The 19,362-nt window shown below is 48.7% G+C and carries 12 protein-coding genes and 1 pseudogene; all 13 read right to left on the bottom strand.

Annotated features, from left to right (window positions below):
• Positions 1-16: 16 nt before the first annotated feature.
• A complete protein-coding gene (infB, locus tag PaeBR_RS12170; RefSeq protein WP_410515160.1) occupies positions 17-2,740 on the bottom strand; it encodes a translation initiation factor IF-2 in 2,724 nt (907 codons plus the stop codon).
• Positions 2,738-3,056: pseudogene (locus tag PaeBR_RS12165) on the bottom strand (L7Ae/L30e/S12e/Gadd45 family ribosomal protein); the annotation flags it as partial. The gene infB and the pseudogene PaeBR_RS12165, both read right to left, overlap by 3 nt.
• On the bottom strand, positions 3,049-3,357 hold the full coding sequence (gene rnpM / locus PaeBR_RS12160; RefSeq protein ID WP_410510867.1) for an RNase P modulator RnpM: 309 nt from the start codon (positions 3,355-3,357) through the stop codon (positions 3,049-3,051). The pseudogene PaeBR_RS12165 and the gene rnpM, both read right to left, overlap by 8 nt.
• Before the next feature lie 25 nt (positions 3,358-3,382).
• Positions 3,383-4,480 (bottom strand): transcription termination factor NusA, encoded by a 1,098-nt coding sequence (nusA, locus tag PaeBR_RS12155; protein ID WP_410510866.1) that lies wholly within the window; start codon positions 4,478-4,480, stop codon positions 3,383-3,385.
• A gap of 26 nt (positions 4,481-4,506) precedes the next feature.
• Positions 4,507-4,974, bottom strand: a complete 468-nt coding sequence (gene rimP, locus PaeBR_RS12150) for a ribosome maturation factor RimP (RefSeq protein WP_410510865.1) — start codon at positions 4,972-4,974, stop codon at positions 4,507-4,509.
• A gap of 162 nt (positions 4,975-5,136) precedes the next feature.
• Positions 5,137-6,756: a response regulator gene (locus PaeBR_RS12145; RefSeq protein WP_410510864.1), complete on the bottom strand. Its 1,620-nt coding sequence runs from the start codon at positions 6,754-6,756 to the stop codon at positions 5,137-5,139.
• 14 nt (positions 6,757-6,770) lie between these two features.
• Positions 6,771-8,234, bottom strand: coding sequence for a glycoside hydrolase family 32 protein (locus tag PaeBR_RS12140; RefSeq protein ID WP_410510863.1), 1,464 nt, complete (start codon positions 8,232-8,234; stop codon positions 6,771-6,773).
• A gap of 15 nt (positions 8,235-8,249) precedes the next feature.
• Positions 8,250-9,080 (bottom strand): carbohydrate ABC transporter permease, encoded by an 831-nt coding sequence (locus PaeBR_RS12135; RefSeq protein ID WP_410510862.1) that lies wholly within the window; start codon positions 9,078-9,080, stop codon positions 8,250-8,252.
• 20 nt (positions 9,081-9,100) lie between these two features.
• The gene (locus tag PaeBR_RS12130; RefSeq protein ID WP_410510861.1) at positions 9,101-10,018 is read right to left on the bottom strand and encodes a carbohydrate ABC transporter permease; all 918 of its coding nucleotides are present in this window, start codon (positions 10,016-10,018) and stop codon (positions 9,101-9,103) included.
• 91 nt (positions 10,019-10,109) lie between these two features.
• A complete protein-coding gene (locus PaeBR_RS12125; RefSeq protein WP_410510860.1) occupies positions 10,110-11,408 on the bottom strand; it encodes an ABC transporter substrate-binding protein in 1,299 nt (432 codons plus the stop codon).
• 181 nt (positions 11,409-11,589) lie between these two features.
• Positions 11,590-13,401 (bottom strand): sensor histidine kinase, encoded by a 1,812-nt coding sequence (locus tag PaeBR_RS12120; RefSeq protein WP_410510859.1) that lies wholly within the window; start codon positions 13,399-13,401, stop codon positions 11,590-11,592.
• Between the two features lie 48 nt (positions 13,402-13,449).
• Entirely contained in the window at positions 13,450-17,778 is a 4,329-nt protein-coding gene (locus PaeBR_RS12115; protein WP_410510858.1) for a PolC-type DNA polymerase III, read from the bottom strand.
• 109 nt (positions 17,779-17,887) lie between these two features.
• On the bottom strand, positions 17,888-19,339 hold the full coding sequence (gene proS / locus PaeBR_RS12110) for a proline--tRNA ligase (RefSeq protein WP_410510857.1): 1,452 nt from the start codon (positions 19,337-19,339) through the stop codon (positions 17,888-17,890).
• Between the last annotated feature and the right edge of the window lie 23 nt (positions 19,340-19,362).

Genomic DNA, 19,362 nt, shown 5'->3' with positions numbered 1-19,362 from the left:
TTGTTCACCTCTTTGCTTAGCGCTCAACAGTTTCCATAATGAACGCTTCGATAATGTCGCCTTCTTTGACATCATTATAGCGTTCCAAAGTTATGCCACATTCATAACCTTGTGCCACTTCTTTCGCATCGTCCTTGAAGCGTTTCAAGGTATCAATCTTACCTTCAAAAACAACAATTCCGCTGCGGATCAAACGCATTTCAGCATTACGGGCAATTTTGCCGGAAGTAACCATACAACCTGCAATGGTGCCGACTTTGCTGATTGTAAAGACGTTGCGTACTTCAGCATGGCCGATGATGTTCTCTTTAAAGATAGGGTCAAGCATGCCTTTCATCGCTTGCTCAATTTCTTCAATAACGTTGTAGATGATACGGTGTAAACGAACATCTACCTTCTCTTGATCAGCTGCTGCCTTGGTCTGAGCGTCCGGACGAACGTTAAAGCCGATTACAATAGCGTTGGAAGCTGCTGCCAAAGTAATATCCGACTCTGTAATCGCACCGGCTCCGCTGTGAAGGATTTTTACGCGCACACCTTCAACTTCGATTTTAGCCAGGGAACCTTTAAGGGCCTCAACCGATCCCTGTACATCCGCTTTGATAATAACGTTCAGATCCTTGATTTCGCCGTCCTTGATATGCTTGAACAGATCATCCAGGGTTACACGGGTGTTAGTGTTCAGCTCGGACTGGCGCTGTGTAGTCGAACGTCTGTCCGCGATTGCACGGGCTTTGCGTTCATCTTCAAAGGCCATAAACGGATCTCCGGCCTGCGGCACTTCAGTCAAACCGGTAATTTCCACAGGTGTGGAAGGTCCGGCTTCCTTGATTTTGCGGCCTTTATCGTTAACCATGGCACGTACGCGTCCGAAGCAGTTACCGGCTACAAAAGCGTCTCCCACTTTCAGTGTACCGTGCTGTACGAGAATACGCGCAACCGGTCCGCGGTTTTTATCAAGCTCGGCTTCTATAACTGTACCGCGCGCCCGTTTGTCCGGGTTCGCTTTATATTCATTCACTTCGGCAACGAGCAAAATCATTTCCAGCAAGTCTTCCAGACCGATGCGCTGTTTAGCGGACAGGTTAACGAAGATGGTGTCTCCGCCCCACTCCTCAGGAACCAGCTCATAATTGGTAAGCTCTTGCTTAACTTTATCTGGGTCCGCTCCCGGCTTGTCAATCTTGTTGACAGCAACAATGATTGGCAGTCCCGCTGCTTTTGCATGGCTAATAGCTTCTACTGTCTGAGGCATAACGCCGTCATCGGCAGCGACTACGATAATTGTCATATCCGTAACCTGCGCTCCGCGTGCACGCATAGCGGTAAACGCTTCGTGACCCGGTGTATCGAGGAACGTGATTTTTTTGTGGTTGATTTCTACCTGGTACGCACCGATATGCTGTGTGATTCCGCCGGCTTCGCCGCCGGTCACATTCGTTGAACGGATGGCATCAAGCAGAGTTGTTTTACCATGGTCAACGTGTCCCATGATCGTAACTACCGGAGGACGGTCTTGCAGCTCTTCATCAGTGTCACTCTCTTCCACTGTCTCGAAGCTGTCTTCATCAACAGGAATCTTCACTTCTACTTCTACACCGAACTCACCGGCCAAAAGCAGAATAGTATCGATATCAAGCTCCTGGTTAATGGTAGCCATTACACCCATAGAGATCAATTTCTTGATGACTTCCGAAGCATCCTTATGGAGCAGCTTCGCTGTTTCACCAACAGTCATGCTGCCGCGTACAATAATCTTCTTCGGCGTGTTGTCGATCTTCTCCCGGCGCTCCATCTGCTGATTCTTGCCGCGACCATTCTTGCCTCCGCGTCCGCGGAAGTTGCCGCCTTTACCATCTTCAAAACGTCTTTGACCCTGGTTGGTGTTTGGTCTGCCGCCGGTTGCATTCTTCTTGGGACCTCTGTCGCCGCCGCGGGAGAAATCCCCGGTGCCGCCTTGACCTGCTCCTTGCGGACGATCACCCGTACGTGGTGCTCCACCTTGTGCGCCTTGCGGACGAGTGCCGCCTGGAGCTCCTGTCCGCGGAGATCCGCTTTGCGGACGGCTGTCTGTGCGTGGTGCTCCGCCCTGCGGACGGTTGCCCCCTTGACCCGATCCTTGCGGACGATCACCGGTACGTGGTGCTCCACCTTGTGCGCCCTGCGGGCGACTGCCGCCAGTACTGCCTTGCGGACGAGTTCCGTTGCTGCTTTGCGGACGGCTGCCGCCGGAATTACCGGTGCCGCCTTGCGGACGGTTTCCGCCTGTACTGCCGTTGCTGCCTTGCGGACGGCTGCCGCCGGTGCTGCCTTGACGCGGTGCACCGCCTGTTTGCGGGCGTGCGCTCTGTGTAGAGCTTGTTTGTGTTCTGCGGGAATCTTGTCCGCTTTGGGGCCTTGGTGACGTCGATTGGTTGTTGTTTTGGTTACTGTTCATACCTACCTGCTTTTCCGGTTGATTTTTGTTAACATTCTGGCCACTTGCGGAGTCGGCTGTTGCTGTACCGGTATTTACCGGACGGTTGCTTGTGCCTGTATCCCTTTTGGCTGCAGCGTTTGATTTAATATCCTTAAAGAATTGCTCTACTTTGTTCACAGAACCGTTCTCCATGACACTCATATGATTATTCACAGGGACATCCAAACGCTTCAGAATCGTAATAATTTCTTTACTGCTCATGTTCAGTGATTTGGCGTATTCGTAAACACGCAGTTTATCTTTATTGTCCTCTTTACTCAATAAATCCACCTCCGACATTATCTCCGAGCTGCTTGGAGATCATTTCCGCGAATCCTTTATCCGTAATGGCCAGCACAACACGCTGATCCTTACCAATACTTGCACCGAGGCTATCCCGGTGAAATCCGATCACTAGTGGAATATCGTAGGTCCCGCATTTATCACGGAACTTTTTTTGTGTGTTATCTGAAGCGTCGCCTGCAAGAATGACCAGCTTCGCTTCCGAAGAACGTACTGCTTTCAGCACTCCTTCGTCACCGGTGACAATCTTGCCTGCGCGCATGGCAAGCCCTAAATAAGAAAGTGCTTTACTCATTATCCTCACTGTCCTTTGCTGCCAAAAACTGCTCCTCAACAGAAGCAAAATCCCTGGTAAGCTGAGCGTATATTTCCGGACTCACCTGACATTTAAGAGCCCGGTCAAGCGCCTTTGTCTTTTGTGCCAGCTTGAAGCATTCCAGCTTGCCGCATATATAAGCGCCCCGTCCCGACTTTTTGCCGGTCAGATCAATCAGCACTTCGCCCTCAGGTGTCCTGACCACCCGAATCAGCTCTTTTTTGGGCATCATCTCCTGGCTGGCGACACATTTGCGCAGCGGCACCTTTCTTTGTTTCATACCTGCACCTCCCGCCAACTGTTAATTAATCAATGGAGACGGAATCCTGATGCATTTCATCATTAGATGTTCTAGCTCTGCCGTATTCCTGCTCCGCTTGGGTCTCACTTTTAATATCAATTTTCCAACCTGTCAGCTTAGCGGCAAGACGCGCGTTTTGCCCTTTAATGCCAATGGCCAGCGATAATTGATAATCTGGAACGATGACCCGTGCCATTTTCTCCGCTTCAAAGACTTGAACCTCAAGCACCTTGGACGGACTGAGTGCATTTGCCACATACTCCTGTACCAGATCCGAATACCGGACGATATCGATCTTCTCGCCGCGAAGCTCGGTAACGATGGTCTGAACACGCGTACCTCTTGGGCCTACACACGAACCGACCGGATCGACTTCCGGGTTGCGGGAAAACACTGCAATTTTGGAACGGAAGCCAGCCTCACGGGCTACGGAACGAATCTCAACCACTCCGTCAAAAATTTCCGGAACCTCAAGCTCGAACAGACGCTTCAGCAAACCTGGATGACTGCGGGACAGCATGATTTGCGGTCCTTTGGTCGTATTCTCAACTTTAGTGATATACGCCTTGATACGCTCGCTTTGCTTGAACTTTTCACCCGGCATCAATTCGTTCAGCGGAAGAACCGCCTCAATTTTGCCAAGATCAACATACACGTTGCGCATATCCTGACGTTGTACAAGACCCGTAACAATATCGTCTTCCTTGTCAATAAAGGCGTTATAGATAAGTCCACGCTCCGCTTCGCGAATGCGCTGGGTTACGACCTGCTTGGCGGTCTGAGCCGCAATGCGACCAAAATCACGCGGTGTTACCTCAAGCTCAGCAATGTCTTCCAGCTGAAAGTGAGGATTAATCTCTCTGGCCGCCGGCAATGAAATTTCGGTGCGTGTATCCAAAACCTCATCTACAATCAGCTTGCGGGCAAATACTTTAATTACACCTGTGTTGCGGTTCATGTCTACGCGCACATTCTGAGCCGCATTAAAATTGCGTTTATAGCTGGAGATCAGCGCAGCTTCGATGGCCTCGAACAGCACATCCTTGCTAATGCCCTTCTCCCTTTCCAGTTCATTCATAGCTTCAATAAAATCCATACTCATGAAATTCCGGTCCCCCTTTCAAGACATTAAAAAATGATGGCCAATCTCGCGCTGGCGACTTTGGCATACGGTACTGCATGTTGTTTTTTGCCCGCGGAGATGAGCAACTCCTCGTTGTCGAACGAAAGCAAACGTCCTTCGAACTCCTTGAGTCCCTGAATCGGCTCATAAACAGTCACATACACGTCCTTGCCTACCGCTTTGGCAACATCCGCAGCTTTTTTGAGCGGACGTTCAGCACCCGGCGAGGATACCTCAAGGAAATAAGCCTCAGGAATAGGATCATTCTCATCCAGCTTTGAACTGAAATATTCGCTGATACTGCCGCAGTCATCAATATCGATGCCGCCTTCTTTATCCACGAATATGCGCAGAAACCAGTTGGAGCCTTCCTTCACGTATTCAACGTCCACCAGTTCGAAACCATTGTCGTCAAGATAGGGTCCGAGCATTTGCTCTACCGTTTGTTTAATTTTGGATTTGGGTGTGCTCAAAAGATAATAACCTCCACGAACTTGTCTTTTGCTATATACCAAAGATAAAGAGTGGGTTTCCCCACTCTTTACACAACGGACTTATCTCATTATTACCAAAAAAATTATACCATAGTGCGCCAGCACTGACAAGTGCTAGCCCTTGACTGCCTTGCAATCTAATCAGGATGGGGGTGACGGGAAAGCATTTTTTTTACGGTATTCATCAGGTGTAAGACCGTATTTTGCTTTAAACACGCGGTAAAAATATTTTTCATCCTTAAAGCCCACTTTACCTGCTATTTCATATACTTTCATGTCGCTGATTCCCAGCAGTTGAACTGCCCTTTCCAGCCGGATATCAGACAAATACTTCGTAAAGGAGACGCCGAGATAACTTTTGAAAATAACACTCAAGTAATTGGGGCTGAAAAACAGCCGGTTTGCTACTAGATCAAGAGATATGTCCTCCATGTAGTTTGCATCGATATAATTTATACACTTTTCAATTACCGTATCATGCTTCTTTGCCCGATTGGTTTGCAGAATCGACATGAACCCTCTTAGGATTCCCAAAAACTGTTCTTTGCAATCCCTGTAATTGACGCAAGCAGTCAGGCTGCTCTCGGCATCGTACATGGTGCGGCGGTAAGCCTCATCACTTAGATATCCTTTGACCACAGGAGCGATATGAACAACAAGATGAACTATGGATTTAAGCCATTGCTCCCGGTAGGGCAATCCTTTCTCCAGAACCCGGCAGAACAAATCATCCGTATATCTGAGGACCGCATCGGTCTTGACCGTTCTAATGTATTCTTTGAACATGTCCTCGTCTTTATGAAAGTCATAAAGCATGGGTGCAATCCGGCCGGAAAGACCACAATAGGTAATAACCCGCTCACTGTCCAAAAAATATCGGAAATCAACTGCTTCCAGTGCTTCTATATAGGAGTCACCTGCTTCACGGTATAGATCCGTTTGCACATTGCCCACGCCAATAGCGAACGACATCTGGTACTTGGCGGAAAGCCGCTGGCTGTACTCCTCCAGAACTCCTATCGTAGGGGATGGAATAACCTCGGAAGGAATCTTCGCCGTTATAATAGAGATCATAGTCATTTTGTGTTTTGAAGAAAAAAAGGACACAGCCCGACCGGCTGAGTGAAGAAGGCTTGTCAGCATGACGGGCATTGTTCTTCTGATGTCCTCCAGGCTGGCAGCAGACATGTCCCCGGAGGCGCTGTCCTCAATCCGGGTTACGATAACTGCCCCGCATGGGTCCAGAGAATATTGATGCTGAATTTCGTGAAATTTCGCGCCGGAAACCCCGTTTTGTATCCATTCCCCTAGCAAATGCTCATAATAAACATTCATACTGCTGTTGAACTGTTCATTGATGATCTCTTGTTCCGGAGAGATGCGTTTTTCTTTTTCTATGCTTTCCCGAACCTTCTCAAGCAGCAAGCCAATGCTCTCTTCCTTCACCGGCTTCAGCAAGTAGTCGAAAGCGCCGAGCCGAATGGCGCGCTGGGCATATTCGAAGTAACGGTAGCTGCTTAATATGATGATCTTCGTATCGGCTGACAGTTCATTCATATGCTCAATAAAACCGAAACCATCCATGATTGGCATTTTAATATCCGTAATAACGACATCAAAGGCAGCGGATCGGACAATATCCAGAGCGGTCTTGCCGTTATTGGCTTCAACGACCTCACAATCAGGCAGGAATTCCCGGATCATCTTCCCGAGCACCCTTCTCTGAATCGCTTCATCATCGACAACCATAATTCTGTTCATGGCGGTCTCACCTGCTATTTTAAATTTAGTTTGGTTACCTCCAGAGAAAGAAGCCTTACGTTCCCTTCACGCGCATAGATCTCCAGTCCATGATCTTCAGGCTCCGGAAATATTAAATCGGTAATCACACATTCCCCGTTGCCTGCAAACACCTCCACCGATGATCTGTCCACCCAAATCTGCAGATTCACGCGCTGGGATGAAGACCCAAGCTTTGCGCAATGCTTGCCGGAAAATAGCTCGTGAAACATCACTTCGCCGGAGGACGACCGGTCTAAATACTCCCCGCTCCGGGTATCATACCCCACTATTGTACCACGGGCTCCGTCCTGTGAGACCCGTACTTTCACGCCGAATTCAGAGGCAGAGCCAAGCTCGAATTCTGCGTCGATTCGAAAGGAATCGTCCTTAATCCGGGTCATAGGAATAATCCCTTCTTCGACGGTTATTTCATTGAAGCGTATGGTCTCTTCCGTAATCTTCGATAGCTCCACCACGGGATGCTGCACCAGCCTCACTTCACCATCAACATCTCTAAGGGAAAGCTCTCTGGGGATCGTCATCGCGCTTCTCCAGCCCTCCGAAGGCGTAAGATTGGCATACTTCCAGTTGCTCATCCACCCTATATAAATTCTCCGCCCGTCTTCGGCAGGTATATCCGAGAAGCTGACGCCTGCATAATTGTCCCGCCCATAATCCACCCAGCGTACAGCTTTGGAGTCCAGCTCATTCATGAACGTCTTCCCGTCGAAATGGCCGACAAAATATTGAGTTCGGGAGCCCTCTGGAATAGCGGCGGCTAATCCTGTACTTACAAACAAAACCCACTTTGTCCCCGTAACGTCCCCTTCCACAGCCAATTCGAACAAATCCGGACATTCCCAGACAGCGTCATGGGAGCCATGCCCCTCTCCAAACTCACTGGCAAAGCTCCAATTCTTAAGATTTGGCGAAGTGTAGATGCAAATGGTCTGTCCGGTGGCAAGAACCATAATCCACCGTGCTGCAGCTTCATGCCAGAACACCTTAGGGTCTCTATAATCGGGGTAGCCCGGGTCCTCTAGTACGGGATTCCCGCTATATTTTATCCATGTTCGTCCGTAATCGCTGCTGTAAGCCAAGCTTTGCCTTTCCCGTTGCCTGGTTGTTCCCGGATGTTCATCATGATGCGTAAAAATGGCTACCAGACCAGGCTTGCCGCCAAAAAAACCGGACGTGTCTGTCCAATCCACAACCGTGCTGCCGGAGAAAATTTGTCCATACTCATCGGGCGAAAGTGCGACCGGAAGATGCTCCCAATGTACCATATCAGGGCTTACCGCATGTCCCCAGTGCATCGGTCCCCAGGTCGTTCCGAACGGATGATATTGATAGAACAGATGATATTCTCCATTGAAATGCACCATGCCATTCGGATCGTTCATCCACTGTGACGGGGGCGTGAAATGATAACGTGGACGGTATTTGTCGATATGCATAAGTAATCCTCCAAATCAACCTTTAATTCCAGCACTGGTGATTCCTTGGACGTAATATTTTTGCAGCAGTAAGAAAAGTACGATGATAGGAATTGTCGTAAAGGTCAGCGTAGCCATGATTTGTCCGTAATAGATCGGCGGCAGAGTGAAGAAGGTCTGTATCCCTAGCTGAATATTGCGAAGCGATTCTCCCGTCGTTACCAGGATCGGCCACATGAAATCACCCCAATGACTGATGAAATCAAGAATGAACACCGTTGCAAAGACAGGTCCCGACAGCGGAACTACAATGGAGGCAAAGGTCTTCAGCGGAGCAGCACCATCGATGGAGGCCGATTCCAGAATTTCATTGGGAATGTCCATAAAGAACTGGCGGAACATAAAAATGCTGAAGCAGTTGGCAATGAACGGAACGATCAGGGCAAACCAGGTATCGACCCAGTGCAGGCTGTTCACCACAAGGTACAGCGGCATCAAAATGCTTTCGAATGGAACAATCATTAGGGCTATAATCGCAACAAGAATGAATTCCCTGCCCTTGAAATGGAGCTTGGCCAGCGCGTAGCCGCAGATGGAGTTAACCCCCAGCCCGCTAATACTAATAACGGATACGTAAAAAATACTATTAAACAAATACTTCATCATCGGAATTCGTTCAAAAGCTGCTTTGTAATTGTCAAAGGTAATATTCAAAGGCAACAACGATTTCAAAGAGCTGAGATCGGCAAAAATCTGGTTCTCCGGCTTAAGCGAGGAAACTACCATCCATAGAAGCGGGATGATGAACAGCAGCGACATTATAATGTTTATAACATTCAATAACAGCTTTGTACGGGTATCTTTCATTTTCTAATCCATTCCTCCCGTTATTTATCTCTTAAAAATTTTTTCATGGAGAATGAGATGAATACAACGATCAGGAAGAAAATGACGGATATCGCGGAAGCGTAGCCCGCATTCCTAAACTGAAAGCCTTGTTGATAGATAAGCAGGGCCAGCGTTCGGGTCGAATTTTCCGGCCCGCCGTTTGTCATGATGTAAGGCTGTACGAATAGCTTCACGGCTTGGATCGTCGTAATCGTCAACACAAAAACGGTTACATTGTAAAGACTGGGGATCGTAATGAAGCGCAGCTGTTGAAGCTTATTCGCACCATCTATGGAGGAGGCTTCATATAAATCCTTGGAAATCCCCTGCAGACCGGCCAGAAAAATCATCATTTGGTAGCCTGCTGCCTGCCATACGGACATAAAAATGATGGAGTTCATTGCCTGACCAGCGCTTCGCAGAAAAGGCTGGTTCGGAATGCCGAAGAAATTCAAAGCCGAATTGATCAGACCCTCATTAGGGTTGTAGAGGGAAATCCAAAGAATCGCGATTACAGTCATGGAGGTGACTACAGGGCTAAAGTAGGCGATACGAAACACGTTCCGCATCTTGAGCTGGTTATTGACGAGCAAAGCCAGCATTAACGCTACTCCTGATTGAACAGGCACTACAATGATCGTGAAATACAAGGTGTTCCAGAGCGATTTATAGAACAAGCTATCGGTAAAGAGTAGCTTATAATTTTCGAAGCCGATAAATTGAATCTTATCCGGACGCAGCAAATTGAATTTCGTGAAGCCGAACGCAACGGCGAGCAGAAAAGGGAGGACCAGAAAAAAAATCAGCAGGAGGACCGCCGGCGTTACAAACGAATAGCCGACCAAGGTCTCTCTCCGCTTCTGACGGCCAAGTGACGATTCACGCTTTACTTTCAACGTATTTGTTGCCGTTTGCATAATCAATTCTTCCTTTCTTTCAGCAGATAATAAAAGTGCGGCTAGAGGCACAGGGGTATGCCTTTGCCGCACTAAGTTTTCCTATGTCCGGCTATTCAGCGAAATTCCGTTTGAACTCTTCATCATAAGTAGACGCTACGTTGTCCAAGGATTTCTTGACTTCTGCACCGACCATAATATCTATCAAGGCTTCGGCAAATTTCTGCGTCAGCACCGGATACGCTGGAGTGACCGGTCTGGCATGGGATACGGTCGTTACTTGCTCTTTAATAACACGGAGCGGAAGCTCGTTGTATTCCGTCATGCTTTCGAACGCCGATTTGCGGCTGGCCGGCATACTGATTGCCTGGGCCAGTTGGACCGAGCTGTCTTTATTTGTAAGCCATTTGACCACTTCGGCCGCTTCCTTCGGATACTTGCTGTCGGCGGATACTCCTACAGCCCAGCTGCCGGAAGGGGCGGATTGAATTCCGTCTGCTTTTTTGGGGAAATAGGTGATGCCCCACTCCAGATCCGGATAATTTTTGAAGCCCGGAATATTCCAGGGTCCGCCAAGCTTTGTGGCAGCTTTACCTTCCTCGAATTCCGTCGGTTTCGGATCAATATTGAACAGTTTCTCATTCGCCAGCTTTTGCAGGAATGTGGCCGCTTCTACGCCTTGCGGACTGTTGACGAACCCTTCAGATATCGTCCCTTCCTTGTTGACAAGATCGGTATTATTGGAAATCCAGAACTGTTCAAATGCGTAGGTCATCCACTCACCTTTGTCGTTGATCATGTTGGTGCCGAATACATCGTCCTTCGCAGTCTTATTCATCACGTCATACCATTCGTCCCACGTCCAGGCATTCTCGATTTGATCCGGAGGGGTGATTCCGTGTTCGTCCATAATTTTTTTGTTGTAAAAGAGGACGACGGAGGACTCGTTCAGGCCCGGTGCGTAAAACTTATCCTTATAGGTGCCTTGCTGAAGGATCGAGGGGACAAAGTCATTCAGGTCGTCCTGTTCGAAATATTCATCCAGCGGGATAATGATCTCAGAGTCTGCATAGTTGGCTACATTCGGTCCGTCCATCGCCAGAACATCAGGCAAGGTGTGGGATGCTACGGCTGCATTGATTTTATCCTCATAAGCAAAAGAGTTCCCCCGGGTAATAACCTCCATCTTCACGTGGATCTTTCCTTCATTTGCTTTGTTGAATTCCTCCATCCGCTTCACATACACATTATCCTCAGCTTCACCGGCCTGCGGACGCCAGAAGCTTAGTTCAATCACTTCGCCTTTTACCTGCTCGTTGCCGCCTGCTGAACCGTCCGTTTTTGTCTGGGCACCAGAACATCCGGCTAACAATGTTACAGCTAATAAAGATATCAGAATCCCCTTTTTCATACAGCACCTTCCTATCGAATGAAGTTTTTGATCACGCTTTCATCATAAAGGCAATCACCGTCTCCTCCTACTCTAAAAAACGAGGAATAGTGGACTATTCAACTGAAAGCATTTTCATTTTTATGAAAACAAACAAAATCCGGCTACGTACACTAATTTGCGTGCCGTAAGCCGGATTTTCTTATTCCAGGGGGAGCCGGAGAATGATCGTCGTCCCCTTATTCAGTTCAGAACAGATGTCCACGCCATAATCCGGACCGTACAGCAGCTTGATCCGTTGATTGACATTCTGGATACCAATGGAAGCGGTGGTTGAACCCGGCTCTTCATTCATCCGCAATACACGGCGTATCGTTTCCTGCTCCATCCCTTTCCCGTTATCGGTAATGGTGAATATTCTGGTGAGATTATCGATTCGTCCCGTGATATGAATGAGACCGCCATGCTCCTTGTCTTCAAGGGCGTGAATCAGGGCGTTTTCTATAAACGGTTGCAGGAAAAATTTAGGAACCCAATAACGTTCCAATTCCGGTTCAATCTCATAACTCACCGTAAATTTATCCTCAAAACGATGGCTCATAATAAAAACGTAATTTTTCAAATATTTAAGATCCTCCGAGAAAATGACCTTCCCCGGGCTTCTGGTTGTATATTCCAGCATTTCTGACAATTCCACCAGCATCTTGCTGATCAAGGTTTGTTTATTTTCAATCGCCAAATAATTGATGATGTTGAGTGTATTGTAGAGAAAGTGGGGATTGAACTGGAAGTTGAGCGCTTTAAGCTCCGCTTCCAGTTCTTTCATTTGCGACTTGTAGTTTTCTTCAATCAAAGTATAGATACTGTCATTCATCTGGTTGAATTTATGAATAATAATGTTCAGTTCCTTGGTACCCGATGGCTCGATCCACGTATTGAAGTGTCCGTCTCCACTCCGATTGATGCCTCGCATCAGTTTTTTTAACGGCAGGGTAATCCGCCCGGACAACAGAGCGGCAACAATTACTGTTAATAGAGTGATAATGATCATGGAGTACATGGTGTAAACGAACATGTCTGGCAGTGTCCGCTTCAGATTCTCATACGGAATAAAAACCGCCGACAACCAGCCCGTCGTTTTCATCGTATCGAAACAGACAACCATTCTCTGCCCGTTCAACGTAATATACTCCGTCCCGCTCTTCTTGTCCAAAGCCCGTGATATCCACTCCCGGCTCACTTCAGCCGGATTGCCAGCCAGCTTCGAACTGGACAGGACAGCGCCTTCTTTGGTGAACATATGGTAATACGTGCCCTCCACTGTCAAGCTTTCCTCAAAGGCATGCTGAAACATGAATTCCTGAAAGTTCACGACCAGAATCGGCCGCTCCATCTCCTCTTCCATTTGGATCAGAATATTATTCCGGACAATAGCAAAATTCATTAATCGCGTTGCAGTAAAGACGTATTGATCTTTATCCGAGGGAGCAGTTGAATAAAACTGTTCCAGCAGGTTGTAGGTAGGAATCCAGCTGATGCTGCTGCGGGACTCCGTTCCGATTTTATAAATATTGGAGAGGGAGTAATCCTTCTTCGGAATCCAGAAGGACGGTGTTTCTCCAAAGGTGTAATCCCTGGTCACCAGGTTGACCGAAAACATATCCTCGGAGGTCGGGAAATACTTTTGAAGAATTCTCGTAATTTTGCGATCTGAGTCACTGGTCAACACCTTATGCTCCAAATCTTCAGCGTTGAAAAAATGAAACAAATCCTGATCAAGATGCATATTAATCGCACTTTGCTCCACCCGCGCCAGATTGTTGTCCAGCGACTGATTGCCCATCCGGACAAGTCCGAGTGACGTTTCGCTCGCATTCTTCAGGATCACATCCGAGCTTTTAAATGTATAGCCGACGGCCATCACCGTTAGGGACAGGACAATCATTGCGATAAAGGAGAGCGTTAGCCGTGTCCGCAAACTAATATTAAACAGGAATGCCTTGACTCTCCTCACACACCAACCTCCGAATCATAGTACCTCAGATAAGGGCTGATAAAGACTTTAGAACAATGAGAGCTGGTTGCTTTCCGGCAGACCCCGGAAGCACCCCATACCGGTAAGCATCTCAATTACGGTCTTGCTCGCCTTTGACTTTTGCTGAAAATCCTCAATGGAGAGGAATTCACCGGCATCTTTAGCAGCAGCAATATTATACGCCGCGTTATCCCCGATTCCCTGCAGAGCAGAGAAAGGCGGAATAAGGCTGTCTCCGTCCACTGTAAACCGGGTTGCCTCCGAGCGGTAAAGATCGATACTCTTGAACGAAAAGCCGCGTGCCGTCATCTCCAGGGCCATTTCCAGAATAGGGAGCATGGCTTTTTCTTTAGGAAGAGCCTGGAACCCTTTTTGCTCAATTTCAACAATCTGCCGCGCAATGGCCTCATAGCCCTGACAGCAAAGCTCGATATCGAAATCCGCGGCCCTTACCGTGAAATAAGTGGCATAGTATTCGATAGGATGATAAAGCTTAAAGTAGGCGGTGCGAACAGCGGAAATGACATAGGCCGCGGCATGCGCCTTCGGGAACATGTACTGGATCTTCAGACAGGACTCGATATACCATTGCGGAACCTTGCACTTCTTCATTTCCTCGATCCATTCCGGGGACAAGCCCTTCCCCTTGCGGACGCTCTCGGTAATTTTAAAGGCCAATCCGGCATCCATACCGGCCTTATAGATCAGGAAAAGCATGATGTCATCCCGGCAGCCGATTACGGTCTTAATATTGCAGGTATTGTTCTTGATAAGCTCCTGAGCATTGCCCAGCCAAACCCCCGTGCCATGGGAAAGACCGGAGATTTGCAGCAAGTCTGCAAAGCTGGTAGGCTGTGATTCCACAAGCATCTGGCGCACGAAACGGGTTCCCATCTCAGGGACGCCATAGGTGGCAACCGGTGTACGGATCTGGTCGGGCCTAACCCCGAGTGCTTCTGTAGAGTTGAACATGCTCATTACTTTAGGATCGTTCATCGGAATCGACGTAGGGTCCACGCCTGTCAAATCCTGTAGCATCCGCATCATGGTCGGGTCATCATGGCCCAGAATGTCAAGCTTCAGCAGGTTGGCGTCAAAAGCATGATAGTCAAAATGAGTCGTCTTCCACTCGGAATTGACATCGTCCGCCGGAAATTGAACAGGTGTAATATCTTCTACATCAATATAATCCGGCACAACCACAATACCGCCCGGATGCTGGCCCGTATTTCTTTTGACACCTGTACAGCCCGCCGCAAGACGGCCGACCTCAGCCCCGCGCCAGCGCTTCTGATGAAGCTCCTCGTATTTCTTGGTGAAACCGAAGGCGGTTTTCTCCGCTACCGTACCGATGGTACCCGCACGGAAAACACTTTTCTCACCGAACAGGACTTTGGTATAGTTATGCGCGTTCGGCTGATATTCCCCCGAGAAGTTAAGATCGATATCGGGAACCTTATCCCCTTTAAAGCCAAGGAAGGTCTCAAACGGGATATCCTGCCCTTCACCCTTCAGCATTCCGCCGCAGTCCGGACAAGCCTTATCCGGCAAATCAAATCCGCTCGGCACGCTGCCGTCCAGAAACCATTCACTGTGGCGGCACTCGGGATTGCGGCACATATAATGCGCCGGGAGAGGATTAACCTCAGAAATACCGAGAAATGTGGCGACTACGGAGGAACCTACGGAACCCCGTGAACCCACGAGATAACCGTCCTGATTCGATTTTTTTACCAGACGCTCTGAAATAAGATAGTTCGCAGAGAAGCCATACTTGATAATCGGCTCCAGTTCTTTTTCCAGACGCGCTATGACTACCTCCGGCAGTTCTTCCCCGTAAATAGATTTGGCTGTATTGTAGCAGGTCTCACGGATTTCCTCATCTGCGCCGTCAATAATCGGGGTAAACAATTTATCCGGGAAAAGCTCCAGTTCCTCGAACCGATCCGCAAGCTCTACGGTATTGGTCACAACAACTTCCATCGCTTTTTCCGCGCCCAAAAATTCGAATTCGGCCAGCATTTCTTCCGTGGTCCGAAAGTGAGCGTCAGGTTTGCGCTGATCCTTCAGTGGACTGAAGCCGGTAATGCCGTTAATCGTAATATCACGGAACAGCTTGTCACGCGGCTCCAGATAATGCACATTACCCGTTGCGATAACAGGCTTGTTCAGCTTTTCTCCAATTTCACATACTTTGCGCAAAGCTCCTTTGAGCTCTTCGGGACTTGCGACAAAACCCTTGTCAACCAAATGCATGTACATGGTCAGAGGCTGAATCTCCAGGATATCGTAAAACTGGGCAACCTCCATGGCTTCCTCTGTGGTTTTGTTCAATACGGCCTCGAAAAACTCACCGCGCTCACATCCCGAGATCACAAGCAGTCCATCCCGCAGCTCTACGAGCTTTGATTTTGGAATACACGGAACACGTTTGAAGTATTCTGTATGCGATAGAGATATGAGCTTGTACAGGTTTTTTTTGCCGATGGCATTAAGAGCGTAAATATTGCAGTGGAACGGGCGTGTGTTGGACAGATCGTTACCCACGTAGTCATTCAGCCGGTCCAGTCTTGTCATGCCCTTCAGCTTCTCCGCATCGCCCAGCAATCCGGTCAGTATGCCGCCGAGTGCAATGGTGTCGTCTATCGCACGGTGATGACTTTCCAGCAGAACCTTATATTTGTCAGCAAGTGTGTTCAACCTGTGATTCTTCATCGTTGGATGCAGCAGCCGGGCCAGCTCCAGGGTATCCAAGGAAGGATTAGCCAGCTGCGGCAATCCCAGCTTAATTAATGAAGCCTGTATAAATCCCATATCAAAACGGGCATTATGAGCGACCAGAATACTAGCCTCGCCCACAAACTCGATGAATTTATGCAGTACAGGCTCCAGATCCGGCGCATCGCTCACCATTTCATCCGTAATATTCGTTAGCTGCTGGATGTGATACGGGATTTTCTCATGCGGGTTGACGAAGGTGGAATAACGGTCAATTTCCTGACCTTCACGCATTTTGATGGCTGCGAGCTCCGTAATATTATTGCGGGTAATAGAAAGACCTGTGGTCTCAATATCGAATACAACATAGGTAGCAGTCTTGAGATCGAGCGGTTGGGCGTTTTCCACAATATTAACAGAGTCATTCACGACATTGGCTTCCACACCGTATATCATTTTGATCTTGTTTTTGTGGGCGGCATGCGCTGCGTCAGGAAAACTTTGAACCCCTCCATGATCAGAGACCGCAATGGCCGGATGGCCCCATTTGGCCGCAGTTTTGACATATGCATCAATAGGGGCGACCGCATCCATTGTACTCATCGTAGTGTGGAGATGGAATTCCACCCGCTTCTGGGGCGCATTATCCTTACGTGCCGCAGGTGCTTGTACTTCAGTAAGATCTGAAGGGATCATAGCCAGCTCGGGAATTTGCATAAAACGATCGAATTCCACCTTGCCGCGCGCTCTTACCCATTTGCCGTTGGCGAGCTGGCTCATAATCTTCAAATCCTCTTTATTCTTGGCGAACATCTTCATTTGCAGGGAATCCGTGAAATCCGTCAGGCTAAAAGTAAACAACGTGCTGCCATTGCGCAGCTCCTTACGATCCAGGCCAAAAATGGTACCCTGTATCGTGATTTTCTTCTCTTCATCCTGAATTTCTACGATGGGAACCGGCGGTTCCTTGATATCATAACCCACCTGCAGCTTTACAACTTCATTGCCGTCATTCTCTTCCCCGGATGGCTCCGGCTCCATGGCTGTCATCATTTGCTCGATAAATTCGCGTTCTTCCTGCTGAAGCTTTTGCTGGAATTCTTCTACAACACCTACGTTGGTGTCCTTCTCCGCGACCTGTACCTTCACCTTGAGGTTGATTCCGAAATAGGTCTCATAAAATTTTATAATAGCACTGTCGATGCCTTTTTTTCGGGCAAGCTCCAGAGAAGTGGAATCACTCATAGTCAGCACTAGAGTTTGATCCTCAAGCTCCTGGGTGGAGCGGGTCAGCCAGCCGTTTACTGACGGAATTTCGCGGTGCACCCACTCCAGAAACAGACCCCAATATTCCTGGATAATCTCCGCTCGGCTTATTTTCTCATCATATAGGAACAAAAAGCTTACTTTGGCGATGTGCTGCAGCTTTTCCCTCATTCTCAGACAAAAAGTACGGTAGGCCTGGGCCGGAACCAGACTTGCTTTGACTATGGCGATATGCCAGTCGCGGTTGCCGCGGCTAATCTCCACCCGGTCTATATACCCATCCAAAAAATAGGGATCTATCAGCGCGGGCGGAATGTCGCCCTGCTTCATCAGCAGCTCGAACCTTTTTCTTCTCTCCTCGTTATGCTCCATGCCTTCCCCCCACCTTTAATCCTCCACAAAAATCAAAAGCTTCCGGTTTCAAAAAGCATTGGGTTCTTTCGGCCCGCCGACTCCTTTCGCCAGAAGCTATATTTATTTCTTAATACGCTTTAGCAAACACAACGGTATGCTGAGCGGGCTTGCCGCAGCAGATGCAGACCTGCTTGGTCTCAGCGGGATTAAACGGAATATTGCGGCTTGTAGCGCCGGTCTCTTCCTTAACCTTGGACTCGCACTCTTCAGTGCCGCACCAGCCTGCCAGAGCGAAGCCGCGCTTCTCTTCCATCGAAGCCTTCATTTCATCCAGGGTATCCACGGAATAGAAGTGATCCTCGCGGAATTTGAGGGCACGCTCGAACATCTCGTTATGCACCTGCTCCAGCATGGCTTGAACTTCCTCGACCAGGTTGTCCTGCTGAACGACCTTCTTCTCACCCGTAATCCGTGATACGAGAACGCAGACGCCGTTTTCCATATCCCGGGGTCCAAGCTCAAGACGTACAGGCACTCCGCGCATTTCGTACTCGTTAAATTTCCAGCCTGGAGTCACGTCGGAGCGGTCATCCACGCTTACACGGATTCCTGCTTTCTTCAGCTCGCGGAACAGCTCGTCCGTCCGGCCGATCACAGCTTCCCGTGTCTTAGGCGGGCCGATTGGAATCATGATTACTTGAGTAGGCGCAACCTTAGGCGGCAAAGCAAGTCCGCGGTCATCACCATGCACCATAATCATGGAACCGATCAGGCGCGTGCTCGTTCCCCATGAGGTGGTGTGCACATATTCGAGAACGTTGTCTCTGCTTAGATATTGTATATCAAAAGCCACCGCAAATTTAGTGCCCAGATAATGGGAGGTTCCGGCTTGAACAGCGCGTCCATCCTTCATCATGGCTTCGATAGAGTAAGTGTCCACGGCTCCTGCGAATCTTTCAGAAGGTGTTTTCTGACCGGTAATCACCGGAATGGCCAAATATCCTTCGACGAAATCACGATAAATCTCCAGCATCTGCATCGTCTCTTCGCGGGCCTCGGCTTCATTCTCATGCGCCGTATGACCTTCCTGCCACAGGAATTCGCTTGTGCGGATAAAAGGCAGCGTGCGTTTCTCCCAGCGGACGACGTTCGCCCACTGATTGATGAGCACCGGCAAATCGCGGTACGATTGTATCCATTTGGAATACATATGACCGATCATAGTCTCTGAAGTCGGACGGATGGCAAGACGCTCTTCCAGCTTGTCTCCACCCGCTTCGGTTACCCATGGCAGCTCTGGATTAAAGCCTTCAATATGATCCTTTTCCTTCTGGAAAAAGCTCTCTGGAATAAACATCGGGAAGTATGCGTTACGGTGTCCCGTCTCTTTGAAGCGGCGGTTCATTTCCTCCTGGATATGCTCCCAGATCTCAAAGCCGTCCGGCTTGAACACAATACATCCCCGGACCGGAGAATAGTCCATAAGGTCGGCTTTTTTGATTACATCAATATACCAGCGTGAGAAATCTTCGCCCTGCGGCGTAATTTCCGTAACGAACTGTTTGTTGTTGTTGGACATGTAATGGATTTCCTCCCGTAAAT

Origin of the sequence: Paenibacillus sp. BR2-3 (assembly GCF_046529485.1) — a bacterium.
Taxonomy (GTDB): Bacteria; Bacillota; Bacilli; order Paenibacillales; family Paenibacillaceae; genus Paenibacillus_AQ.
Note: the sequence above shows the minus strand (reverse complement) of the source record. Positions and strands in the feature narration are given on the sequence as shown.

Coding starts and splice junctions, on each gene's coding strand:
- rnpM (WP_410510867.1), bottom strand. CDS start 3,357: ATGAAACAAAGAAAGGTGCCGCTGCGCAAATGTGTCGCCAGCCAGGAG.
- PaeBR_RS12145 (WP_410510864.1), bottom strand. CDS start 6,756: ATGAACAGAATTATGGTTGTCGATGATGAAGCGATTCAGAGAAGGGTG.
- nusA (WP_410510866.1), bottom strand. CDS start 4,480: ATGAGTATGGATTTTATTGAAGCTATGAATGAACTGGAAAGGGAGAAG.
- PaeBR_RS12125 (WP_410510860.1), bottom strand. CDS start 11,408: ATGAAAAAGGGGATTCTGATATCTTTATTAGCTGTAACATTGTTAGCC.
- PaeBR_RS12140 (WP_410510863.1), bottom strand. CDS start 8,234: ATGCATATCGACAAATACCGTCCACGTTATCATTTCACGCCCCCGTCA.
- PaeBR_RS12130 (WP_410510861.1), bottom strand. CDS start 10,018: ATGCAAACGGCAACAAATACGTTGAAAGTAAAGCGTGAATCGTCACTT.
- PaeBR_RS12115 (WP_410510858.1), bottom strand. CDS start 17,778: ATGGAGCATAACGAGGAGAGAAGAAAAAGGTTCGAGCTGCTGATGAAG.
- PaeBR_RS12135 (WP_410510862.1), bottom strand. CDS start 9,080: ATGAAAGATACCCGTACAAAGCTGTTATTGAATGTTATAAACATTATA.
- proS (WP_410510857.1), bottom strand. CDS start 19,339: ATGTCCAACAACAACAAACAGTTCGTTACGGAAATTACGCCGCAGGGC.